This is a genomic window from Pedobacter insulae, assembly GCF_900113525.1.
GTDB classification, from domain to species: domain Bacteria; phylum Bacteroidota; class Bacteroidia; order Sphingobacteriales; family Sphingobacteriaceae; genus Pedobacter; species Pedobacter insulae.
The window spans coordinates 71366-97045 of sequence record NZ_FOPP01000012.1; the positions used below are offsets into that span (position 1 = coordinate 71366).

The 25680-nt window shown below is 38.9% G+C and carries 20 protein-coding genes and 1 riboswitch; of the genes, 7 read left to right on the forward strand and 13 right to left on the reverse strand.

Features of this window, described 5'->3' with window-relative positions; all coding sequences use genetic code 11:
- Positions 1–3 precede the first annotated feature (3 nt).
- From BM207_RS17050 to BM207_RS17105, 12 genes are all read right to left on the reverse strand, one after another.
- Positions 4–2517 carry a zinc-dependent metalloprotease gene (locus BM207_RS17050; protein WP_090997248.1) on the reverse strand — a complete coding sequence of 838 codons (2514 nt, stop codon included), beginning with the start codon at positions 2515–2517 and terminating at the stop codon, positions 4–6.
- A 60-nt stretch (positions 2518–2577) separates the two neighbouring features.
- Positions 2578–4251: a PKD-like family lipoprotein gene (locus BM207_RS17055; protein WP_143095990.1), complete on the reverse strand. Its 1674-nt coding sequence runs from the start codon at positions 4249–4251 to the stop codon at positions 2578–2580.
- A gap of 7 nt (positions 4252–4258) precedes the next feature.
- A complete protein-coding gene (locus tag BM207_RS17060; protein WP_090997253.1) occupies positions 4259–5050 on the reverse strand; it encodes a DUF4843 domain-containing protein in 792 nt (263 codons plus the stop codon).
- 20 nt (positions 5051–5070) lie between these two features.
- Positions 5071–6558 (reverse strand): RagB/SusD family nutrient uptake outer membrane protein, encoded by a 1488-nt coding sequence (locus BM207_RS17065; RefSeq protein ID WP_143095991.1) that lies wholly within the window; start codon positions 6556–6558, stop codon positions 5071–5073.
- Between the two features lie 4 nt (positions 6559–6562).
- A complete protein-coding gene (locus BM207_RS17070) occupies positions 6563–9790 on the reverse strand; it encodes a SusC/RagA family TonB-linked outer membrane protein (RefSeq protein ID WP_090997259.1) in 3228 nt (1075 codons plus the stop codon).
- Positions 9791–9800: 10 nt separating this feature from the next.
- Positions 9801–11102, reverse strand: coding sequence for a RagB/SusD family nutrient uptake outer membrane protein (locus tag BM207_RS17075; protein ID WP_177217164.1), 1302 nt, complete (start codon positions 11100–11102; stop codon positions 9801–9803).
- Between the two features lie 40 nt (positions 11103–11142).
- A complete protein-coding gene (locus tag BM207_RS17080; protein WP_177217165.1) occupies positions 11143–14145 on the reverse strand; it encodes a TonB-dependent receptor plug domain-containing protein in 3003 nt (1000 codons plus the stop codon).
- A gap of 387 nt (positions 14146–14532) precedes the next feature.
- Entirely contained in the window at positions 14533–15252 is a 720-nt protein-coding gene (locus tag BM207_RS17085) for an alpha/beta hydrolase (protein ID WP_245768150.1), read from the reverse strand.
- A 172-nt stretch (positions 15253–15424) separates the two neighbouring features.
- Complete coding sequence (locus tag BM207_RS17090; protein ID WP_090997272.1) at positions 15425–16744, reverse strand: sensor histidine kinase; 1320 nt, start codon at positions 16742–16744, stop codon at positions 15425–15427.
- Positions 16745–16746: 2 nt separating this feature from the next.
- A complete protein-coding gene (locus tag BM207_RS17095) occupies positions 16747–17421 on the reverse strand; it encodes a response regulator transcription factor (protein WP_090997275.1) in 675 nt (224 codons plus the stop codon).
- 7 nt (positions 17422–17428) lie between these two features.
- Positions 17429–18253 carry a hypothetical protein gene (locus BM207_RS17100; RefSeq protein ID WP_143095992.1) on the reverse strand — a complete coding sequence of 275 codons (825 nt, stop codon included), beginning with the start codon at positions 18251–18253 and terminating at the stop codon, positions 17429–17431.
- Positions 18254–18256: 3 nt separating this feature from the next.
- Positions 18257–18541: a hypothetical protein gene (locus BM207_RS17105; protein WP_090997280.1), complete on the reverse strand. Its 285-nt coding sequence runs from the start codon at positions 18539–18541 to the stop codon at positions 18257–18259.
- Between the two features lie 169 nt (positions 18542–18710).
- Here BM207_RS17105 and BM207_RS17110 point away from each other — a divergent pair, with 169 nt between their 5' ends.
- The gene (locus BM207_RS17110) at positions 18711–19508 is read left to right on the forward strand and encodes a DUF4382 domain-containing protein (protein ID WP_090997282.1); all 798 of its coding nucleotides are present in this window, start codon (positions 18711–18713) and stop codon (positions 19506–19508) included.
- Between the two features lie 78 nt (positions 19509–19586).
- Positions 19587–20123, forward strand: coding sequence for a hypothetical protein (locus tag BM207_RS17115; protein ID WP_090997285.1), 537 nt, complete (start codon positions 19587–19589; stop codon positions 20121–20123).
- Positions 20124–20159: 36 nt separating this feature from the next.
- Here BM207_RS17115 and rocD read toward each other — a convergent pair whose 3' ends face one another.
- Positions 20160–21419, reverse strand: coding sequence for an ornithine--oxo-acid transaminase (gene rocD, locus BM207_RS17120; protein WP_090997287.1), 1260 nt, complete (start codon positions 21417–21419; stop codon positions 20160–20162).
- A 120-nt stretch (positions 21420–21539) separates the two neighbouring features.
- On the opposite strand from rocD, the gene BM207_RS17125 reads away from it, so the two are divergent.
- The 5 genes from BM207_RS17125 (at position 21540) to BM207_RS17145 (ending at position 25677) form a co-directional block, all read left to right on the forward strand.
- Positions 21540–21992: an Lrp/AsnC family transcriptional regulator gene (locus tag BM207_RS17125; RefSeq protein ID WP_090997290.1), complete on the forward strand. Its 453-nt coding sequence runs from the start codon at positions 21540–21542 to the stop codon at positions 21990–21992.
- 87 nt (positions 21993–22079) lie between these two features.
- Positions 22080–22167, forward strand: a riboswitch (TPP riboswitch).
- 44 nt (positions 22168–22211) lie between these two features.
- Positions 22212–22430: a sulfur carrier protein ThiS gene (thiS, locus tag BM207_RS17130; RefSeq protein WP_245768151.1), complete on the forward strand. Its 219-nt coding sequence runs from the start codon at positions 22212–22214 to the stop codon at positions 22428–22430.
- Positions 22431–22474: 44 nt separating this feature from the next.
- Complete coding sequence (thiC, locus tag BM207_RS17135; RefSeq protein ID WP_090997296.1) at positions 22475–24349, forward strand: phosphomethylpyrimidine synthase ThiC; 1875 nt, start codon at positions 22475–22477, stop codon at positions 24347–24349.
- Positions 24350–24949, forward strand: coding sequence for a thiamine phosphate synthase (locus tag BM207_RS17140; RefSeq protein WP_090997302.1), 600 nt, complete (start codon positions 24350–24352; stop codon positions 24947–24949). It abuts the gene before it with no gap.
- Positions 24925–25677 (forward strand): hydroxymethylpyrimidine/phosphomethylpyrimidine kinase, encoded by a 753-nt coding sequence (locus BM207_RS17145; RefSeq protein ID WP_090997305.1) that lies wholly within the window; start codon positions 24925–24927, stop codon positions 25675–25677. The genes BM207_RS17140 and BM207_RS17145 overlap by 25 nt, the downstream gene beginning before the upstream one ends.
- The last annotated feature ends 3 nt before the right edge of the window (positions 25678–25680 follow it).

Genomic DNA, 25680 nt, shown 5'->3' on the forward strand with positions numbered 1-25680 from the left:
CTATTAGTTTTTCGGATTTAAAGCGTGATCTATTTTATCCGAAATATATTTGAGGTGCGCTACCATCACTGGGTCTGAGTAAGATGGAATAGCTGCTTTACATTGTGTCATTAAAGCACTCAATTGTGAACGCAATACCACCGGAACATCCGTGCCTGCAAGTTGAACATCTTTGGTTGGATCAGGAATTACATCACCCTCTGCTAAGCTCTTTAACATAAAGGCCACTGCCGATTTTTGTAGATAGCGTTTATTCCCATCAACCAATTGATGTGTTTTAATTTCCCCAAATAACCCAGCAATTACATCAGTTAACATTTCATCAACTGTATAAACCTTTTCTTTTCCAAATCTCATGGTAGCCGCGTTCATGCGGAATAAGCGATTAGTACCGAATAGATATAACAGTGCATTATCTTGCATTCTGGTTACTTCTTCTTTTTTAGCTGGTTTTCTGAATTTATTTAAAACACTCGGCTCAAAAAGCCACTGTGGTGTGTTAAATACCTCATCTCTTAAAAACGCGATAGCTTCTTTTTGAATATTTTTGGCAACTGGGGTATATACATCACCAACCTGCTCAATACTTTTTATATCTTCATTAACTCCACCAATCTGCGTGTAAGCAATACGCATTAAAAATGAATACTGACTCACCAAGGTTAAATAAAGATCAGAGGTATTATAATAAGTATTATCACCTGTAGTAGTCCATTTAACTAAATTGGCCATTACTACTTTTAAATTTTCAATCCCTAAAGACGCAGCTTTAACAGGATTATTACTTAGATCTTCCCACTGTGCCGCAGGATTGGTAATTTCATTTGGACTCGTTGTTGCAGCTTGAGAACCAAATATTAGGTTATTACCAACCTTTGCATTGTTGGCGATCCAAGCTAAACGGATCTTTTTATCTGCCTCAAAATCTTTTGCGCCAGTATAAGTATAGGCCCATTTGATTGCCCATTTATCATAATCGCCAATTCTAGGAATTAAACCTTTACGAGAAACCTGATCAGCAGGTTGTGCTACATAATTATAATGGTTGTAATCCATGATAGAATTGTTGAATGCATTTGATGCTAACCAGTTTTTATCTCTTAATTTTTCTAATGGAACAGCTGTGCTGCTTCTTAGGTTCTCGGTTAATCCCAAAGTAAATCCAACCGTCCGGGTAATTTCTGCTTGAATAAGTGCACCCATTAATTCATCACTAAACTGCATGGACCTTGCTCCAGCATCAACTGCTCCAGCTTGTACCATATACCAATCGTGCAATGTTTTAACCTGGCTATGTGACCATCCGATATAAGTTTGTATAATTTCGCCAGTGCGTGGGTCGGTTACTTGGTTATTATCAACGAATGGACTAAAAGCAGGCATATAGCGGATAACGCGCAAACGTCCGTCTTCCAAATCCATCGATTTATCGTTTTCCGGCCATTCTTTACCAATGATCGCATTTTTGAAACCAGCTCCTTTAAAAGCCTCATTCCAGCTATTGATACCAGCAATCATATATTTACGATACTGTTTCGGTGTTGCTGGATCTATATAGTATACCAATGGCACTTTTGGCTCAACCAGTTCGCCTGCTTGGTAACGTTTTAAATCTTCCGGTTTAACCTCCAATCTATTTTTAATGATGAAACGGCGTTCATCAACTTTCTGCTGCTTATCTGTGAAAATACTATAAGAATCAGATTTAAAGCCCATTCTTGGATCATAAGCCTGAAGCTGCATCGCATCCTTCGCTAATACCATTACCGAATTACTGATTTCGAAAGTTACCCCTGCATTTCCTGATACTGCAGGCGAAGCATCTGCCGGACCACCATCTCCGTCATTTGCAGCTGGACGTGGAGCAGCGCCTAAAGCATAAGTTTTCATTGATCTAATTTCAATGTTGCCTGGAAAAGCATTCATCGATAGCAATGCCGAACGATCTGCTGCAGCTGCGCCAGTTCCCAACTGCTTCTTCGCTGCCGGATGGAAACCCGAGATCAAGTTATCTTTTAAGTAAAAATCGGTCATGTCAACTACAGACGATTTACCATCTAAACCACGGGACTTCAGCTCAAGCACCATGATAATCGGATTAATCGTCGAGTTTCTTACTGCTTTAGACAATACGTTTATAGAATCACTCTGAGCTGCATTCGTAATCGCACGAACATATAACTTATCGCCTGATGCCTTTTCAAAAGAAACAATGATAGCGTTCATTAAATCACCTCCATAACGCGGACTTCCCGTAGGAACCTTACTTAAACGGGTGGTAAATAGAAATTCTCTTGACAATAATTCATCAGGAATTTCAAAATAATATCGGTCATCTATTTGATGAACACTAAACAATCCGGTTTTGGTAATTGCTTTCGCAGTAATAACCTGATTATAAGGTTTCAACTTAGCTACTACCGTTGGCTTTTTAATCGCCGTAGTATCTTGGGCATAACCTATTTCAACTGCTAATAATGCAAGTGTTAAAACAGGAATAAATTTTAATCTAATCATGATGATAATATCTATCGGTTTTATTTGTTGTGTTGTGTTGTTGATTTTTTGGTCAGTGGTCTATTTTCCCAATGCCTTCTTAAAAGTAATATCCGTTATTTTGTTAAATCCTGTATACACATCGGCTGGCGTTGAAGGTGTGCCAAGTATACTTCCCGTTGTACTTAAGTTAAAGAAATACACCTTGTTCCCCGCTCCACTTGCGGTTTCATCGGTTGCTACCACTAATACCTTACCTTCTGGAACGCCTTGCGACAAAATATTGGCAGCTGTGTAGCCCGAATTAAACGTCTTCATTGCTTTGATGATGGTTCCTGCCGGAAATGTTAGGCCTTCAATTGCCGTAGAAGTAGCTAAATTATTCACCGTACAGGTATAGATTTTATTGCCATTTACATAATAAAATACGCCCCTAGGTGGCAAAAGAGATGTATTATTAGCAAATATCGTTGCTGTGTTAATGCCCGGGCAATTAGCTTCCTTCAATTGAAAACGGCCTGTGGCAAAATTATTTAAATAGCCTGTAGATCGGGGAAATTGAATTAAGGTCGTATTGGTTCCTGCATCATTTCTAAAGAAACAGTTCCAATAGGTATTACCTATGGTATACGGTTGCGCATTTTCTGCATAGATCAGGTCATCCGGCATATTTTTCATATCAAAGCCGCTGCCAGTCGTAGCGTTTAAGTTGGCGGCACCACCCGCGTAAGCTGGAATATTTAGAAAAGCACCTGTAGAGGCATTAAATAATACAAATGCGCTATTCACCTTATCAAAAAGTGTATAAAATTGATCACTTGCCGCGCCGTTAAGTACATATGGTGCAATGGTAAGGCCGGCATAAGGAGGTAAAAAAACTGGCGTATTGGCTAAATGGGCCACACTTTGTAACTGGCGGTAGGCAATTTGATTGTTTACGATCACATACTCCCATCCAGCAGCAGAACCACCACCAGAACCATTTGCCTGAAAATTAGTTCCGGTTAACGAACCCGGTACAAACCAATTCTCTGCCCTAGTCGAGTCGGCGAAATCAATACTTCTCACCTGTATCCCACCATTAGGATAAAAGAAGCTTACTTTTTGAGCATTCAACGATGTGGCGTAATTGATCACATTCACCTTAGAAGTCCCTACAGGAAGTTTATGCCCGTTTGCAGTAAAGTAAACATCATGGAAAATTTTTCCTTTGCCGCCACCATCTCGAGTGGTAATTACCGAAACATCCGAACCGCCTGACTGCTCTTGTAACACCAGCCATCCTTCGCCGCCCCATTCTGAACCCGATACGTTTAAAATAAACGTTTTATAATACGATACGCCCGTCTTATTACTTGTTACCTTAACTACCAACTTATATAGATTCGGAGCCAAGGGTATTTTGGCATCAAAGTCTGCCGTATTAGCAAACGTCAATTTAGGCGGATTTGCCGCTGATTGCAAATATTGGGTAACCAACCAATGGTACGAAAGACTACCCGGGTCGCCTAGCGATGTGTCGACTTTTATTTTTATTTTCAAATTATCATTCTGACGAAGCGCTATTGAATCTGGTGTAATAAATACAGCCGGATCTGCATTGGTCATATCTGTAGAGATTTTTAAGGCATTAAGCTCCACATAATCGTAATTTCCTTTGTCTTTAGCACAGCCCACGATCAATGCTACCGCGGTTATTAAGCCAAAGAAAATACCTGATATCTTATTCCTGTCTTTCATTTCTTTATTTCTCAAATGGTAATTAATAATTTGCTGGTCCTACTTGAATTGGTAGATTGCTGTTGTCTGGATCAGTTAAAATAGGCCCCGGCAATCCATAATTCCCAGGATAGTTATTTTTGATGTAGTTTCTTACAATAGCTAGATATTGTGTATAAATTGTGGGGAATTGACCAACAAATCTACTTCCTGGAAATTCTGTTACCGTTTCTCCAGTTGTAGGATCATATAAGGCATCTAAAATAATCTTGTATTTTGTAGGGGTCCAGGTGCCATAATTTGTATTGAAGCCTGCCCAAAAACCCGTTACGGTACCATTCAGTTCTCCCCATGAGGCCGGCTTTTGTAGGTAGGCCAAATTGATGGTCAATTGCTGTTTAGCGGTTATCGCCTCTGCCGGAAAATGCTCATCTCTCTTTAACCTAATTGTGAATTTAACTGTTTTTCCAGCATCTAAATCCGCTGTCCGATACACCTCAACCTTCACTGCACCTGCAACCGCGTGAGCAGGTATACTGAGGTTTCCCAATATTTTGAAATGTGTACCATCCACGGCAATCCCATCACCAACTCGAGAAACTAACTCCACACCAAATGATCTACTTACATCAGATGAATTGCCTAGCACATTAACCGGTATTTCAATGATATCTTTTGCCTTGTTTGGATATTTAGCAAAAGAGTAAGAAAGTGTCGTATCTGCCGTACCAAAATAAAGACCATCAGATTCTTTGAATAAAGCAGGATCTTCTTCACAACCGAAAATACATCCGATGGTTAAAAAAGCGATTATATATTGAATTTTAAGTTTCATCTTTTTATGATTTGTATCAGTTAAGAATTATTTTCACCTTCCTTATCAGGAATAGGAAATACATAAACATTAGCCGGAACGGTAACTGTTGTACCTGTTTCTGCTTTTAAATCTTTATTCAGTCGTTTATAATAGAAATAGGTTTGTCCTTCCTGAATAAATTCCTTCTTATATTCTTTACCAATCTCCGCTGAAAGCGTAATGCCATCAGGAACATTGATTGCAGTTAAGGAAGTCAAGCCCCTAGCATTTCTTGCCATATTTAGATATGATAAGCCGGTGGATAGGTCGCCCAAGGCATTTGCACATTCTGAAACGATATAATACATTTCTGTGATGCGAATAACGGGAACATTATTTTGGAGGGCATAAGGTAAGTTCGCATCTTGGAAAAATTTAGAGGGTACGTTAAAAGATTTGGCCGAATTGTTATCAAACCATGACAATCGCCAATCAGTAGTTCCATAAATCGTTGTTTTAGTGGCTGCCGCTAGTTGCAGTGATACGCCAGTACCACCCAAATTAAATAACCCTTCATTAATGATCGTTACGTTAGTATTATAAACCGCAAAAACTAATTCTTTTGAAAATAAACGATCTCTATTATTAGCTGTCGAGACAGCAACATTACTCGTTGATAATGGAAATTTTTGGCTGCCTATAACTTCTTTCGCACTCACCATGGCATTCGCATAATCACCTTTATACAAATATATACGAGCTAAACATGCGTTAGTTGCCCAATAGTTCATTCGGTTTTGGGTAAATCCTGCAAATAAATCAGCGTGAGCTTGATTAATGGCAGTCGTATCAGTTTGTGCCAATAATGCTTTAGCATCCTTAAGGTCAACAATACAAGAATCTAATGCCGCCTTTAACGACACGAAAGGAGTAGCTTTAGCCTTGAAAGTGGTGATGTATGGAATCGCTCTATCATTTAGGCCTGTTGCTGGCGACTGACCGAATAAACGGGCTAAATCAAAATGAAATAGCGCTCGCAAGGCGAGTGCCTCACCTTTTACCCTATTATAATGGTCGCGAGAAAAAACATCCTTTTTAGCATCTATATGATTTAAAAGGTTATTTAAATTGGCAATGTTGTGATACAAACCACCCCAAATATAACCTATCTCCTGTTTTAATCCAGTTTGCTCATAATCATACTTATAAGCATTAGAATAAAGACCATCGCCTAAGGCAGACGTGGGTGCATTGGTATAATTATTTACCATTACCGAAAGCATCCCAATGGACAGATTGTGGGTATATAAGCCTTTCATGCTCGAAAAGGTCGATTGTGGCTTGTCCATTCCTATATATACACCCGTTAAAGCATCAATAAAACCCTGTTCATCGGCAAATAAAGTTGACTGAGGTATTTTATCTTTTAAAGGTATCTCTAAAAACTTTTTACATCCGCCTAGAGAAAATAGGAGCGCGATACCGCACAGCAAACAGGCGATCGTTGCTTTATTGATTTGTAGCGTATTTTTTTTGATTGTAGACATACGATTAAAAATTTGTAGAAATTCCAAAATTTAAGCTTCTAGCAAAAGGATAGCTCGTTCCTCTTTCCGTTTTAATAGTTGCAAAACGAACTAGATCATTTTGCGTAATCATGAATTTAGGCGCTGATAAATGTGCTGCCTTTACCCACTTTGCTGTCGACGGGACAGTATAACCAACTGTTAAACTGGCCAATTGCAAGAAATTATCCTTTTGAACAAAGCGAGAAGTTACATTTGTTTGTTGGAAACCCTGCGCACCGTTAGCCACTAGCGATTTAAAGGACGAATGATCGCCTGGCTGCTTCCAACGCTCTGTTAACACCCTTAGATCGGCATTTCCAGCCATCAAATTAACGTTCTCTACCCTATCAACCAAGGTTTGATTGTACATGTAACCGCCATACTGATAAGAGAAAATGACGTTGAGTATAAAATTCTTATAGGTTAAGTTAGAACTAGCACTGCCTTTAATCTTAGCAGTAGTTTCAGCAATAGGACGTTTATCTCTAGCATCCCAGGTAAATGTATAGCTACCATTTAATTTTACAAAAACTTCCTTTCCAGATGCTGGATCGATACCTAGTGAAGGTACTGCCCATATTCTGTTCATCGACTGTCCAACTTCGAATCTTGGAAGTGGCTTGGTTTGATATCTAGTATCCTCTAGGTTATTTGGGTCTAAATTACTGTTAAACCCGTTATTAATTGCCGTAACAGCTGGTGACAACCTGGTAATAGTGGTATTAAAATGACCAGCATTAACACTAACAGTCCAAAAAACATTTCTAGCCGAATTTCTAATAATTGGAGCTGTTATCCCAACTTCCCATCCTTCATTTTTAGTTCCTCCTAAATTGTCCTGATAATTCGCAAATCCTGTTGAAGGTGCAATATCTAATGGCAATATTAAATTATCAGTTGTTTCGCGAAAGAACTCAACATTGGCATTCAACTTTCCTTTAAAGAAGCCTAAATTTAAACCAATATTAGCTTTCAAGGTTTGCTGCCATTTCAAATCCGGATTGGCAAAAGACAATGTAGATGAACCTACCATTAAACGATAATTGTTTAAATAATTATAGGTGTAAACCTGCGATGCCATATCTGAAGAGAAATTTTGGTTACCGGTAGTACCAATACTTGCATTAAGTTTTGCCACCTGAATGATATCATTTGGTTTAAACCATTTTTCATTGGCTATATTCCATGCTAAACCTCCAGCATAGAAAGTCGCAAACTTACTGTTTGAACCAAATTGAGAAGATCCACTCTGGTTCACAGTAAATTCGGCAGTATAACGATTGTCGTAATTATAACTTACGCTAAAAAAGTTAGAAAGGTTCTTCGTCAAATTATTAGAGGAGCGCGGTTTTACAGATGTATAATCGAACCCATTAGCTAACCCCAATTCCCCTAAGTAATCATTAGGAATACCATATACCTGCACTGTCGTCGAATTACTAGAAGTTTTTTGAAGCGTAGCCCCTAAATTTGCTAAAATAGTACTTTTTCCGAGCGACAAATGATAGCTTGCATTCAATCGTCCGCTTAATGCACTATTTTTTCCTTTCAGTTGTTGATAGGAACCAATATTTGGTTGTTGCACAATTACATTGGCAAGAAATTTTGTATGATCTGCCGGATAGAATGCTTCTGCACCCGGTGAATTTGAACTCCAACCTAAACTACCAGTTAATTTTAACTCGTCCGTTAAAGACCACTCTACATTGGTATTATTGGTTAAACTTAAAATAGTCGAATAATCTTTGACATTCAAGGTCGAGTTATAAGCTGGATTGGCAAATGTGCCACCGGGAGCCTGAATAATAAAATCTAAGGCTGATGAACTTGGCTCTAAAACTTTAATTAGATTTCCATTGGCATCCTTATTCCTAAAATATGGAAATTGATTAACATATGATTCATAACTGCCCCATACTGAATTATTACCCTTAGTATAACCTACAGCCATTGAGTTACTGAATCTGATATTCTTCACCAAGTAAGAAACATTATAATTTAAGCTATAGCGATCACGGCCCGAATCTTTCATCACGCCTTCAGCTGTATTATAGTTTAACCCGAAAGAATAACGTAAAGGCCCAGCACCACCACCCAGTGAAAGACTTTGGTTTAAACCTAAACCGGTTTGAACAGGTTGAGAAAGCCAATAGGTATCTACCCCACTTCTAACTTGTCCTAATCGATAATCATACCATTGCTTTTTAGCAAGATCATTATATTGATTATTTGGATCACTAAAAATACCTGTTAATCGCTGCGCTTCTAACAATTGCTCTGCATTCATCAGGTTGTAAGAAGTAAGATCAACCAGATCTGCATTAGCATAAACGGAATAAGTTACTCTCAACTTACCGGGAACAGGCTGTTTCGTTTCAATTACAATTACCCCATTCGCCGCCTTTGAACCATAGGCAACCGTTGCAGCCGCATCTTTCAAAACCGTGATATTCGCAATTAAATTCACGTCCATATCAAATAACGTTTGCAAAGTTGTTTCGAAACCATCTAAAATAATCAATGGTTGATTGGGATTTGATAAATAATTAGACATGATATCACCATTTGACACCGGATTTGCAACTGCCGATCCACCTTGTAAGGAAACCGGAAGATTATTTGCGCCCCTAATCTGAAGATTTGGCAAACTATTTGGATCACTTCCCAGTACGTTGTTCTGTGCTATCCTCACCGAAGGATCTAATACAGCCAATGCCGAAATGACATTTCTAGGATTAACGGTTTTTAGTGCTTCGCCACTGTAAGTTTTCGCAGAGCCTGTAAAATTACCAACCGGACGTTTATATAAACCAGTATTAACAGTCACCTCTTTAAGGGTAAGGTTACTATTCTTTAAAGTAAACTTTACCTTGATTTCTCCTGGTTTTAAGATTAACTCAACTGTATTACGGCCAACATATGATGCTCTTAGTGTGGCACCGGGTGCGACGTTTTTTAACTCAAATGCACCATCCTTATCCGTTCTTGTAGTATTAGTCGTACCGACCTGCATCACCACTGCACCTGACAATGGTTCTCCAATTTCGTCTTTTACAATCCCTTTTACAGCTACATTCTGTGCAAAAAGCGCTGTCGCAAAGACATTTAGAAGCATCAGTAAAATTGCTTTACGATACCTTTTCTTATTTGATATGATTGTATTGCTGTTCATTTTAATTACGTCGCAATTGATTATTAATTTAAATATCATCTTATCTTGCTTATTCAGGTCTTACAAAAGTATAGCTTGGATTAGCTGCTATTGGCAATGCAAAAGGCAATGCGGTAAAAGCGGTATTCTTACGTTTATAATAAAAAAACATTTGTCCCTCACCTATAAATTCCTTCCTATACTCATTCGTAATCTCCGTGGTTAATGCTGCTGCATCTGGCACATTTACCGTAGTAAGTGGAGCAGATAAATTACGCGCTGCCCTAACCTGGTTAAGATAGTTTAACCCAGTAGCTACATCATTAGCGCATTCTGCTAAGATGTAATACTGCTCAGATAAGCGAAGCATAGGAAATGAATTGGCTGCTGTTGCATTAAATTTCTTAGGTAATATTGGTGTGCCTAAAGCGTTACCTGTATTTACATCAATAAAACTCTTACGATAATCTGTATTTGCCGTACCATAAATAGCAACTTGGCTCGTGGCAGCTAAACCTATCAATGAAGGAGCACCAAAAATAGACCTAAAATAAGCAAAATAGTTATTGGCGAAAATCTGAAGCTTAAACAAGCTCTCCTTTGCAAAAAACAGATCGGCATTAGAACTTACCGTCAAAGCAAAATTATTGCTGTTGATAACCGCTAATGCGTTTTCAGCCGCCTTAACTTTATCGCTTCTATACAGATATAAACGAGCTAACAAGCCTTTCACCCCCCATTTCGTCATACGTATATTTGTTAAATCGGTCGCACTCAACAAAGCCTCCGCAGCTGTTAAATCTGCAATACATTTATCGAGGGTATTTCCTACTGTGCCAGACTGAACCTGGCCCGGATTAACCGCAGTTACATAAGGAATACCGATAGCCCCTGCCTCAATAGGTGAAAACATACGTAGTAAATCAAAATGCAAGTAAGCCCTTAAAGCCAATACTTCCCCTTTAAAGGTGTTGTAATTCTGGCCGGTAAATAGCGCCTTTCTACGTTCGATGTTGTCCAGTAGGTTATTCAGATTAGCAATCGTTGCGTACATCTTATTCCATAACTTCGCTGTATAAGTCGTCATTTCCAGCGCGGTGAAATTATAGGTGGCCGCTTGGTAATGTAATTTAGTTGCCGTGTTAGCATTAACCACATCAAAATTCCTTCCTGCCAAAGAAAGTACGCCCATGGTCATCTCTTTTCCATACAAGGTCTCCGCTCCCATTTGAAGGTATACGCCGTTCAGCGTTTCCCGAAAGCCTTGTTCCGTAGAGAAAACTTTAGACTCGTCTACCTGCAAAGGTTGAGGAGTATTATCAACCCATTTTTTGCAGGCTGCCATGCTAAACAGGACTAAAAATCCCGTCATAACTAATATCTTATTGCTCACAATTCGCATTGGAAAGGTTTTAAAAGTTTGCATTTAAAATGAATGTATAATTACGCTGGAAAGGATAATAAATTCCGCGTTGTATATCGGCGCCACCAACCTCAAAAGCATTGTTCACCATTAGTTTAATGCCCAAATCTTTGGCATTGATCTTTTCAGCAAATGTTTTCGGGAATTTATAGCCCAACATGATCGATGAACATTGGATCTTATTGTCGCTCGCTACCAACCTGGTAGTAGCGAAAGTTGGAGAGCCAAATAAACGTTTAGCATCAAGCGCACGAGCATCCAGGTTTTCATTTACATTAGCATTTTCAATGGCGGCCATCGTTTGGTTATACACCTTAGCGCCATGCTGATAGTTGAAGTAGGCACCAAATGAGAATTTACGGAAGCTAATATCAGTACCTAATGAACCAACCCACTCAGGCATTAAGCTTCCTGCTACCACCTTATCATTGGCATCCCAAATCATTGTCGAAGAACCATCTTTCTTTAAGAATATCTCTTTACCAGTATTCGGATCAAGTCCTAAAGAAGGGACTGCCCAAATAGCATAAGGCGACTCACCCACTACATAACGGGGCTGAGCAGTATTTTGCGCCGCCGTGGTATTATTGAAGTTATTTACATCATTAAAATATGATCCGGCAGCAGTGATTTCATCAGTGGCATGAAGTGCGTTAGCAATGATGTTGATCTTAAAATTATTTTTAGGAGCCTGGTAAACCGTTGCCATAGCAGCTATTTCAAGGCCCTTATTTGCTATTTCCCCATAATTATCATAGTAAGCGAAGTCCTGATATCCCGTTGAACCAACTGTACTTACCGGTAGAATCAAGTTGTTATGTAATTGTTTGTATAGGTTAAGATTCAATACCAGTCGATTATTAAAGAAAGCCGCATCAACACCTACATCTTGTTTAAATGTCTCAGGAGCACGTAGATTTTTATTGCCATAGCTTGTTAAGTAATTGCCTAAGCCAAGCCCGATGGTACCAACACCTGTACCTGCAGGTACATATTGCTGGTTGGTATAATAATCATAGGTAGTTCTGGTTAAATAAGATAAGAAAGCCTGATTACCAGCAATACCAATACTACCTTTAATCTTTAATAGGTCAATCCACTTTACTGATTTCAGAAAAGCTTCATTGCTTACATTCCATGAAAGTCCTACCGCTCCAAATTTCGCAGCTTGGTTTAGTCCAGAATAATAGTCAACCGATCCCGAAACATCAACCTGGTAGCGATTATCGTAACTGTAACCAGCATTGGCAAAACTAGCAAGATAGCGGGTTACAATTTTACCGCTTACAGGTTTCGAAGTAGCATAGGAATTTCCGAAAGCGATATCGCCAATACGATCGGTAGCAAAACCAGCTACTACTATCCCTTCAGATTCACTCGATGTTTGTGCAATATGCTGACCGACATTAGCAAACAGTTGGTGTTTACCAAAACTATTTTGATGCTGCAAGCGAAGTCCACCTTGAACATCCAGTATTGAATTAGAAGTATAATTATATAAACCTCTGGTAAATATATTTTCAGGAGTAATATTGCCAAATACCGTATGGTTAGGTGGTAAAAAGTAATCTAGCTCATCAGTTTGATGAACGATGTTTACCATACCATTTAATTGAAATCCTGATCCAAGGATGTAATTCAGGTTAGTAAAATTACTATAGCGATTGTAATTCATCACATCTTTAGTAGAGATGCTTGCATTGTATGCAGGATTTAGAAAAGTTACTTCCCCGCTTGTTTCAACCGTACGCTGAGGTTTACCAGTATAAGGATCATTAAGTTCCCAATATGGATTCATTTTCGTGTAATTGATAAATGATCCGTACGACGAGTTTGACACGTCGGCACCTAAGTAAGAAAATTTATTGCTAAATGAGAAAGCACCAAAATGCCCTCCAAAATAAGCCCCTAGATCAAGGGTTTTTCTGGAAGAGCCCTTCATTGAGCCCTCCACATCATTGTATGAAGCATTTACCCCATAAACAACATCTTCATTGCCAGCACTTAAACCTAATGAGTGTTTTGCACCAACTCCATTTTGTAAAGGCACAGCTAACCAATCGGTATTGATATTATTTTGATAGGCCTTATTATATCTATTTTGATAGATTGGCGCTAAAACTCCATTGAACAATCCCGAATTTTTCTCTATGTCTACTTTCTGTTTAGCAGTAAGCGCTTTAAAGGAAGCAGTATTTGCTGTAGCAACCTGCACTTGTTCAGTAAAGGAAATTGCCAATTTACTTTGAGGCCTCACTGTTTGCACAGCAATCACACCATTTCCACCGCGCATACCGTAGCTGGCTGTAGCCGCAGCATCTTTTAAAACAGTTACACTAGTTACTCTGTTAAGGTCAATATCTAAAATTGTTTGAAGCGAAACCTGAACACCATCCAATAAAACTACTGGCGTACTATTTGAGATAATACCCGCCGCAATATAATCTCCCTGTGATGGAGCCGCGAGTACGCCTGATGTAGCATTAGCCGTAACCGTATAAGGTAAGTTACTCGCCCCGCGTAAGCTAATTTGAGGTAAGGTATTTGGATTTCCACCATTATTGTTATTGTTTACAACAATTAACGACGGCACAAAAAACTTTAAGCCATCAACTAAATTCAAGGCATTCACTTTACGTAACTCTTCGCTGGAAACTGTTATCGCCGAACCTGAGAACATAGATTTTGTATTTTGCGATAACCCCATACCTATCAAGTAACCTGCTTCCGCGTCTGCAGTTTTCATTAAACGAACAGTCATCACCGCGGTGTTAACTTTCTTTCCAATCCTGCCATAGCCAGATTTAGTGAGGATAACTACTGAATCCTCGTTATTTTCGAAAACTACAACACCTTTAGTGGTGTACTTAGCTTGCTTTCCTAAGGTAACCTGAACGCTGTCCAATAATTTGGAACTACCCAAATCTAATACGGTAATAGTTACCTTTTGCAACACGCGAGCGGTATCGGCCTGAGTAGAAGACAGCTGCATTGCATGACCAATTTGGCGATTCAAACAAATCAAGCACAGCAAACTAAATAAAAAGCACAATTTTCGTTTCATTGAAATCAATTAATTTAAATAAATAGTTAAATTCTGATTAAATAAAACTATCTCGTTAACAAAATTATGCTAAGGAAAAATCAAAAAAAATGGATAATCAGACTATTAACAGGACTATACTCTTAAAGAAGGGTAAACGGAACAAAAGCGACTTTAATTGAGTTGGGAAGATATCGTTCTTAACTAGCTAGCTATCAATATACAATTTTTAGGAATAGAAAACAACAGCAATATAATAGAATGGTACTCTATGGAAAAAGCTTTTCATAGTCTCCTTTTTAAACTGTTGTTAAGCGCTGCATGTTTCTCCCATTATTAACTTTTAAAAAAGATACTGAAATAAAGCAATTGATATTTAACAGCGTTATTCCAGTAAAGCCAATTATGGGCTCCAGGCCGTTCGATGTAATCGTGATTTAACTTTTGCGCAAGTAATTTCTGATGGAGGTTTCGGTTTACTTGAAGGAAAAAATCATCGACACCACAGTCAATGATCATTCGCTGCTCGTTATTTTCTACTTGTTCAACAAGATTAATAACGGTATGCTTATTCCAATTGTCTACGTTAGTGGAATAATCGCCGAGCGATTTTTTTATATCCCAGTTGTTTGGGAACGGCCTGATATCTACGCCACCGCTCATACTGCCAATAGCACCAAAAAAATCTTTATGCCGAATGCCTAAATAAAATGCTCCATGTCCGCCCATGCTCAGCCCTGTTATTGCCCGGGCTTTTCTATCGGCTATCGTTCGGTAATGCTTGTCTATATAATTCGGAACTTCTATAGCCACATTAGTTTCATATCTTTTAGTACTATCTGTTAGGCTATCGAAATACCAGCTACCATATGCCCCATCTGGGCAAACAATAATCATATCGTATTGATCGACCTCATTTAATAAATCAGGCACTTTTTTTACCCAACCACTGTAACTATCGCTATAGCCATGTAAAAGATAAACCACTGGAAAGCGTTTCGATTTGTCCTTATAGGAAGCTGGGGTTATTACGACCGCTTTTACGTATTTACTCATACTTTCACTAAAAATAGATACGGTATCTACTTTAGCGGAAAAAGCATTTAATGAAAAGTTAAAAAGAAAAATAAATATAATTAGCAACCGTTTTTCCATACGCGCATTAATAGCATCAGTTAAGGCGATTTTATCATTACTTACATGAAGGTAATACTTTATAGCGAAGAAACTATTTTGTTTTGAATTTAAATATTAGGGTAAAGGTTGTACCTTCGCCGATATCAGATTCAACAGCTATTTTAATCGCATGATAGGCAGCAATGCTTTTTACGATGGCTAATCCTAATCCATAGCCAACTTGCGAACTAAGATTAGTTTTCGTAAACCGATTGAAAATAAAGGGTAAGTCTTCTTTTGGTATGCCTATTCCTGTATCAGACACTTGAACCTGAAAACATCCATCAGCTGTCGTCACGCCGGTAATCGTGATCTGGCCATCCTGACGGTTAAACTTTATGGCATTATGGATCAGGTTAAAAAACAGCTGATAGATGAGATCTCGATTCACATGCTGAAATTCCATATCACCAGCGATATTTAATTTTATGCTAATATTTTTATCCTCAAGCCGATGTTTAATTTCTTCAATAATCTCTTCAAATAGCTGCAACGGAATAACATGCTCTTTCCTAATATATTGTTCGTTTTCAATCCGTGAGATAAGCAACAAGGAACTAGTAATTTTCTTCAGTCGATCTACCGTTTTCATCATCTCCACGATTGCAATGGCCGATTCGTCACTTAAACCTTCCTCGTCGAGCAGATTTTCCATTTTATTCTGAAGAATTGTAATAGGCGTCATTAACTCATGCGAAGCATTGGAAGTGAATTCCCGTTCCTTATAAAAAGCATCATTTATCTGGGTCATCAATAGCCGCAATGAATCATCGAGGTATTTAAAGTCGCTTGTACTCGTTGGTACCGGTAGCTGTTCAGCTCTAAATGGAAAGTCGTTGTTAACCAGCTTTGTTTTGATGATACTTGATAAGGGTTGAATAATAATCCTTATAAAGATAAGATCTATAAGCATAGTCATAGCGATTAATGTAATTAACCCATATAACGCAAAACGCTGAAGCGGTTTATGATATTGACTAATACTTGTGTTTTTTCCGATCTCTAAGAGATAGTTTTTATCCGCATACTTAAAAGTAGCACTTAAAATTCGGTAATTAAGTGTGTCACCTTCTATAAGTCGCTGAGAATCTTTAATGGTATCAATTTGCACATTCGCCGCTGAGGGGGAAAAAGCAATAAATTCTTCTTTTAACAAGGTGTAGCTTCCGTAACTACTTTCTCCTTGCAAATAATCGTCGAGGCCATTTTTATGTACAATAGCCATTACCTTCTTTTGTTGTTGCCGCAAGGTAAAGTTGGTATGTTGATTGGCAATTTCTTTTACTAAGTAAGGCAATACTAATATGAATAATAGTACGGTTACTAATTTAGATCCTGCTATAAAGAGGGTAAGTTTCGAAGAGAGTTTCATTTTTATTTTTTAATTCTGTACCCAACTCCTCTCACTGTTTCCAACCAATCTGTCGCAGCGAAGGCGTTTAGCTTTCTTCGTATATTTTTAATATGCGCATCAATGTAATTAGAGTCGTAATCATCATTTACAAAGGTTCCCCAAATATGTTCGCTTAGCTGTATCCTGGTAAGAACCCTGCCTTTATGGAGCAAAAGATAGCTAAGCAGGTCAAATTCTTTGCGAGATAATTCTATTTGTTCGTCTTTAAAACTCACTATCCGTTTTTGAATATCCACACCAAATTCGCCGAGCTCAATAAGCGATTCTGTAATATTGAATTTCCTTCTTGCGATAGCCTGCATTCGGGAGTGTAGTTCAAGCAAATAAAAAGGCTTTGCTAAATAGTCATCAGCACCTAGATCAAGTCCACTTATCCGATCTTTCAAGTTTGTTCTTGCTGTGATAATGATATAAGCAGCATCGGGATTGTTCTTCTTTGCATTTTTCAGAATTCCTAAACCATCGCCATCTGGCAAACCAAGGTCAATTAAAATAAAGTCGTACTGATTAAGTGCTAACTGTTGCACGCCATGATCAAAAGAATGGGCAAGGTCGCAATGGTAAAAATTCTTTTTCAGGAACTCCTCCATTTCATAGGCCAGGGTCTTTTCATCTTCTACAATCAAAACTTTCATACCTTTATTAAAACTGATAATAAAATGCCAACCCAAAAAAGGATTGTTGTTTTTTAAGCTCCTCACCTGCCTTAACACCAAGCACAGACAGTTGATAACTTATTTCCGCAATATAATTGGCTCTGCTAAAACTTAGTGGAAGTTTAAAATTGTATGACAGCAAATCAAATTCCTGTGATTCGGAAGTCACCGAAGTAGCTTCATTACCGCTGTTGCCTTTACCTTTGCCTGGATTTCTCTTTGCTTTTGCCACGGTGTAAGTTTCATAAAAATACCTTGTTCCTGCAATAAGCTCAATTGCAGGTTCCATATAGATTATGTTTTTTTCATTAAACACACTCCCTAAATTAATTTCCTTTGAATTGTTTAAACTTAGAAAAATGTCATTCTGGGTCCCAAAGGCATAATCGAGATCGAGTGAAGTTTTTAGCCAAGGCCAACTATAACTACTAGAAATGTTCAAGTTATTTTCATTTGAAGCTTGTAGCAGGGGTGAGTTAGCGGGAAAAAACGAGCGTATATAAGATACATCTATATTTAGCTTTTCATTAAAATCATGATCAAAGCCAACGCCAATATCGGTTTCTGAAATACCTGAACCGTAATTTAACAGCTTATAAGACCCAGCTGAAAGTCTCAGACCTACCGGAAACCTCAACGTCGCATTTACCAGCACATAGGGAAGTTTCTCCTTCGTTGCTTGTCCGTAATAACTCACGTCGCTATTATACAGTGTTGCTAGTGTGATTGTGGTCTTTTTTGAGCTATCTTGTTGTGCCATGGCCAGCATAGATAATAAGCAAAACATGCTAATCAGGAAAATGAGTTTCATTTATTAGGGTCGTTTTATTTTGGGCCTGATTATTTTAATTGGTTTTACCTTCACTTTGGGCTTTAATACGACACTTGGGCGCATTTTTTTCCTAGCTCTGGGCACCTCCTTAATTTCCGGCTTTACCTCTTGGGTATTCTCCTTAACAGTTTTCTTTGGATCTTGTTTTTTATAGTCCTCCTTTTTTTGCGTTTCTTTTTTATCCTTTGTCTGTGCATTTACTAGCACAGGACCTGTAAGAAACAACAGTGTAACAAAACACAGTCTGGAAATAAAAAACCTGTCCATATATGAAGATATAAAATAAAAGGGATTAAAACTGTCCTATTCCTCACAAAATTCTAAGGTCAAGATGAAATTAAGATGAAATTACTGGCAAAAATAAACGCGAGTTTTCATGTTCATTTCATCTTCAGCATGCACTTTTGGGTTATTATAAAAACTAAAACCTAATACTATGAAAAACAAAATCGTATGCTTCGCAATTGCCGCAATTTTTGGCGGGATTACTACATTTACCGCTTGTAAAAAAGACACCGACGATATCGCTTCTGGGACAGCGAACGTGCAAATCAGGATGACTGATGCACCTGGAGATTTTGAGGAAATCAATTTAAATGTCAAAGAAATTGTGCTGGTTTCAGGTGGTAAACCCTATGTATTTGCAGCCACTACTGCTCAATTCAATATCCTCGATTTTAGGATCGGAACAAACAATCCGGATATTCTTGTAGCCTCTGGCGACATGCCGAGCGGTGAAATCACTGAAATCAGATTAGTACTAAATGAAGGCAATACCATCGTAGTGGGGGGCGTTGAATCGGCATTAACAATTCCAAGTGGAAGTTCGTCAGGCATTAAGGTCAAGTTAACCGAAAATCCTGAATTAGTTGCTGGAGTTGGATATTCCTTGTTACTGGACTTTGACGCTGCAAAATCTATTGTAGCTACAGGCAATGGAAAATACTTATTAAAACCGGTAGTAAGAGGAATAACCGCGGCTACCACCGGACTCATTTCGGGCACAGTGTTACCCATATTAAGCCACCCAGAAATATTAGTTATTAAAGGAACAGATACAGTGGGAACTGTAGCAAACACCTTAACTGGCAAATTTACGGTTGGTGGATTAGCTGCCGGAACTTATGCTGTAAAATTTGCGCCAGTAGTTGGCTATAGAGATAGTACTATTACCAACGTTACGGTAAGTAGCGGTCAAACTACCGCCTTGGGAACCATTACTTTAAAACAATAAACTAAAGCGAACAGCCGGGCCGTATTATTTTTTGGCTCGGCGTTTGCATATAGTTAAACTTACTATAAATATTTCATCATGAAAAAGTTATTTCTTTCCCTAGCATTGGCATTTACTGCCTTTTTATCTTCTCCGGCCTCCGCCCAGGTAAGCCTGAATATCAATATTGGATCTCAGCCGCTCTGGGGACCAACGGGATATGATCATGTTGATTATTACTACCTTCCGGACATTGAAAGTTACTATTATGTACCAACAAGGCAATTCATTTATTTAAATAATGGAGGATGGGTATTCAGTTCCGCACTTCCTGCAAGGTATAACAGCTATAATTTGTACAATGGCTATAAAGTGGTGATTAACTCACCAAAGCCATACCTAAACTTTAAAACACAAAAAGTTAAATATGCAAAATATAAAGGTAACCGCGGACAAGCCGTTATTTCAAGGAGCACTAATCCTAAATATTTTGTTATCAAGGGCCATCCTAAACATGGTACTAAAGTTAATAAGGGTCAGGTGACTGTGAGAAAGCAACATGTTCAAGGAGGAGGATCAAAAGGAAATGGGGGTTCTAAAGGGAACGCTAAGGGAAAGGGTAACGGAAAACATTAATATAATATAAAGGCCTCTATCGAGGCCTTTATATTGCTAACTAAATTCCAAAAACGACTTCTCGATAATGTTTAAGCAATCTTTTATTTGGTCTTCTGTTATGACCAACGGCGGGGCTAAGCGAATCTTATTACCATGTGTGGGCTTCGCTAATAAGCCATTTTCTTTAAATTTCAAACAAATATCCCATGCTAAATCCGATTCCTCCGAGCTATCAATCACTATTGCATTGAGCAACCCCTTGCCTCTCACTATCTTAATCAGCTTTATTCTTTTCGCCATATCATCCAGTCCGGCACGGAAGATTTTTCCCAGCCGCTGCGCATTCTCTGCTAATTTTTCATCAATTACAACCTGCAAGGCTTCCTGAGCCACGGCGCACGCAAGCGGGTTGCCTCCATAGGTTGAACCATGTTCGCCCGCTTTAATAGTGAGCATAATCTCATTGCTGGCCAATACGGCAGATACGGGTAATACCCCCCCAGAAATTGCCTTTCCTAAAATCAGCATATCCGGTTGGTTGGTTTTATCGTTAGCATTTACCTCATAAGAAGCAAGCATACTTCCTGTTCGTGCAATGCCTGTTTGGATTTCATCAACAATAAGCAAGACATTATAAGCATTGCATAGCGTTTTAATTCGGGATAGGTAATCATTATCTGGCACCACTACTCCTGCTTCGCCCTGAATGGGTTCTACAATAAAACCTGCAATATTTTCATCCGTTTTTAAAAGATTTTCAAAAGCTGAAACATCATTATAGGGTACATGCGTTATGCCAGTTACGAAAGGACCAAAATCTTTTGTGGCACTCTCATCATCGGACGCGGAGATAACCGAAATGGTTCGGCCGTGAAAGTTTCCGTGGGCAAAAACAATTTTGGCTTGATTAGTAGCAATCCCTTTTACTTGATAAGCCCATTTCCTGCACAATTTCATAGCACTTTCTACGGCCTCAACACCCGAATTCATCACCATTGCCTTATCGTAACCAAAAAGTTTACAGATAAACTCCTCGAAGTCGCCCAGTTTATTATTATAAAAAGCCCTAGAAGTTAGTGTTAATTTTTCGGCCTGGGTCTTCAATGCATTTATAATGCGTGGATGACAGTGTCCTTGGTTAACAGCAGAATAAGCTGAAAGAAAATCGTAATACCTCTTTCCCTCTACATCCCAAACAAACACGCCCTCCCCTCTTTCTAACACTACAGGCAGCGGATGATAATTATGCGCTCCATAATGCTCTTCGTTTGCCATGAACTGTTCACTTTTACTTAACTTCGCGATAGCTTCCATTTTTGAAATATTAAATTACCCTATCAACCAAAGATAGATATTTAACTTATTTAATCAAAAAAATTAGCATATTTAACTTTTTACTGAATAAATAAATTAAATTTAACTTAAAAATGGTAAATGGACATAATAGATGATTTTGATATCCAGATTTTAAAGCAACTTGAAAAAGATGGGCGTATGGCCTATTCTGCTATTGCAACAACCTTGGGCATCTCTAATACAATGGTTCATCAAAGAATTTCGAGATTAACGGAACAAGGTATTTTAACGGGGATTAAACCGGTTTTAGATGAAAAAAAAATAGGTTACGACTGGGGTGCTTTTACTGGTATCACACTTGAAAAAGACCATGACTCAGACCGGATTATTGAAGAGTTGAAAAAAATCCCAGAAGTTACGGAGTGCTATTATATTTCGGGCACCTATACTTTATACCTAAAGATTATCGCGAAGAACCACGAACACATGAGAAAAGTGCTTTACGACAAAATTGACAACATCTCAGGGATCGCAAAAACGGATTCTATCATGGAATTAGGTTGTGCATTTAAACGAAATATTATCCTGTAATAATCAACGATTCTTTGCTTAGATTATCGTTCAACTAATAGTTATCTCCCTGCAATTTGCATTTAAAAATAAAATGCAATAGCTTTACAAAAACTTTAGGGGTGCCTTGCGCTGAGAAATACCCTTTGAACCTGATGCAGTTAGTACTGCCGAAGGGAAAAGTAGCAGCTATCTAATGCTGTCTTTTTCGGTCCGTTCGGACTGTCTCCTATTGTTTTCATGAATTTGATCATTATGGAGATAAAAATTAACCAACACCCGTACCTACTTGAACAAAGCTGTTCCCTTCAAAAACTGTTTACTTCTGTGCATCCTATAGAAACTAAAGGAATAGCTGTAGCAGTTAATGAAATCATCATCTTTAAATCCCAATGGGATTCGCATCGCCTGAAACATGGCGACGAGATAATGGTTATCAAAGCCACCCAAGGAGGTTAACAATTTTTCGAAAACGATTTTTACTTAGCGCTAAAACCTTATAGATGAAAAAAGAAAAAACACCCGATCAACAGGCCATCAGCCGCGCTCCTTTTCCTGCGTCGCACAAAGTATATGTAAAAGGCAATTTACACAACATTGAAGTTGCTATGCGCGAAGTTCGTCTCAGTGAAACAAAAATCCACAATGGATTTGGACTTACGAGTCCTAACCCACCAGTAACAATTTATGACACCAGTGGCGCCTATACTGATCCTGCGATCGATATCGACATTAAAATAGGACTACCAAAACTTCGGGAACATTGGATCACAACGCGAAAAGATGTACAACAGTTACCAAATATTTCTTCAGTATATGGACAAAGTCGTCTCGCCGACAAATCCCTTGATGTGTTACGTTTTGCCCATATCGCTAAACCTTACCGAGCAATGAATGGCGCTAACGTTTCTCAGATGCACTATGCAAAAAAAGGGATCATTACTGCTGAAATGGAATACATCGCTATCAGGGAAAACCAACGGATAGACCTTCTCAATAATCAAGAACAAGACCCTATGCTGCAACAGCACGAAGGACAGAATTTTGGAGCCAGCATCCCAAAAGGCTATATTACTCCGGAGTTTGTACGTTCGGAAGTGGCAGCAGGACGCGCCGTTATTCCCTGCAACATTAATCACCCCGAACTGGAACCTATGATCATAGGCCGAAATTTCCTGGTAAAAATCAATGCAAATATCGGCAATTCGGCAGTTACCTCTTCTATTGAAGAAGAAGTAGAAAAAGCAGTTTGGGCCTGTAGATGGGGTGCCGACACCGTTATGGATCTATCAACCGGAAAAAATATTCATGAAACAAGAGAATGGATTATCAGAAATTCTCCTGTTCCGATTGGTACGGTGCCAATTTACCAAGCGCTTGAAAAAGTAAACGGCAAAGCAGAAAACCTCACTTGGGAACTTTTCAGAGATACCTTGATAGAGCAGGCTGAACAAGGGGTTGATTATTTCACCATTCACGCCGGCGTGCTGCTCCGTTATATTCCACTCACAGCAAAAAGAGTCACCGGGATCGTTTCCCGCGGAGGTTCAATTATGGCCAAATGGTGTTTGGCTCATCACCGAGAAAACTTCCTTTATACCCATTTTGAAGAGATTTGCGAAATTATGAAAGTATATGATGTGTCATTTTCTTTGGGCGATGGATTAAGACCGGGCTGTATTGCAGATGCCAATGATGCGGCACAATTTGCAGAATTGGAAACATTGGGTGAGCTTACAAAAATTGCATGGAAACATGATGTTCAAACGATTATTGAAGGCCCGGGCCATGTACCCATGCACCTTATCAAAGAAAACATGGAGAAACAGTTGGAACATTGTGCGGAGGCCCCTTTTTATACCTTAGGTCCGCTCACCACTGATATTGCACCGGGATACGACCACATTACTTCTGCTATCGGGGCTGCCATGATTGGCTGGTATGGAACAGCCATGCTTTGCTACGTAACACCCAAAGAGCATCTGGGTTTACCCAACAAAAAAGATGTTAAAGACGGAGTAATTACCTATAAAATAGCTGCCCATGCGGCAGATTTGGCTAAAGGGCATCCCGGAGCACAATACCGAGACAATGCACTGAGCAAAGCGCGGTTTGAATTCAGATGGGAAGATCAGTTCAACTTATCGCTAGATCCAGACACAGCAAAAGAGTTTCATGATGAAACCCTTCCAGCGGAGGGTGCTAAGATTGCGCATTTTTGCTCGATGTGCGGACCGAACTTCTGCTCGATGAAAATTACGCAGGACGTTCGTGACTATGCAGCAAAACAAGGTCTCGAGGAAGATCATGCAATTGCAAAAGGGATGCAGGATAAATCAAAAGAATTTGCGGATAAGGGTAATGAAATTTATTTGTAGGTGAAGATTGCGGTAATTACAAGTGCGAATTGCTTTAATGGTGAAGCTAAACTAATTAACCAACTGTTTGAGATGGGGATGGAATTGCTCCACCTTAGGAAGCCTGGATTGGAAAAGGTAAAGTACGCCGGTTTGTTACAACAAATAAATGCAGAGTACCATAGTCGGATTGCGTTGCATCATTACCATGAATTGGCAGGAAACTTTGAAATCAAACGACTACATTACCCAGTTATGCTGCGAAAAGATAAGAGTGCGAATGCATTGCGCAAGCAACATACAGGTAAAGTACTAAGCACTTCTATTCATAGCCTGGAGGAGATAAACCTGGTGCAAGATTTTGACTATACATTTTTGGGGCCAGTATTCGATAGTTATTCTAAATCTGACTACCCAGGCATGGGCATAGTTAATTTGCAACTGCCTCAAAAGATAAATTTACAAATATTCGGCCTTGGTGGTATTGCTGCACATAACATCATCAACTTAAAATTACTCGGTTTTGATGGCGCCGCGTTATTGGGCTGGTTATGGAACGACCCTACTAAAACGTTAGCTAACTTTAAACAAATCACATGTCTGTTCAAAGAAAATATGTAGCAAGTATAGCGGGTTTTGACCCTACTGCAGGTGCAGGAATACTGGCTGATTTGAAATGCTTTGAGCAGCACCAGGTGTATGGTTTCGGGATATGTACTGCTTTAACTGTACAAACTGATAATAACTTCATTTCCGTTGAATGGCAAAGTGCCAATCAAATTATTAGCCAATTAGCTCCTTTACTGGAGAAATTTGAAACTACGGCTATTAAAATCGGGCTGATAAAAGAACTAAGCATACTGGAAGAGGTGGTAGCTTTCATTAAGCTCAATAATAGTGACATAGCCTTGATCCTGGATCCAATTCTAAGCAGCAGTTCTGGTTTCGGATTTCATAACTGGAATACGACCGAATTAACCAGAATACTTACACAACTAACCCTGATTACTCCTAATTACGAAGAAATGAAAAGCATGGGAAATAGAAAATCTGTGGAAAAGGCTGCCTCAGGATGGGCTGCCTATTGTCCGGTATTACTTAAAGGCGGGCACCATCCCTTGTTACCTGGCAGGGATTTGCTATTTGAAACGCCAGATAAGGTTCATGTGCTTGATCCAATTCCGGAAAATATCTTTCCAAAACACGGTTCGGGCTGTATACTTTCCGCAGCTATTACCGCAAATATCGCCCATGGATATAGTTTAAATGAAGCCTGCCATCGCGCAAAAAACTATATCACAAACTTTTTAAACAGTAACACCAGTCTACTGGGATACCATCATCATTAGCCA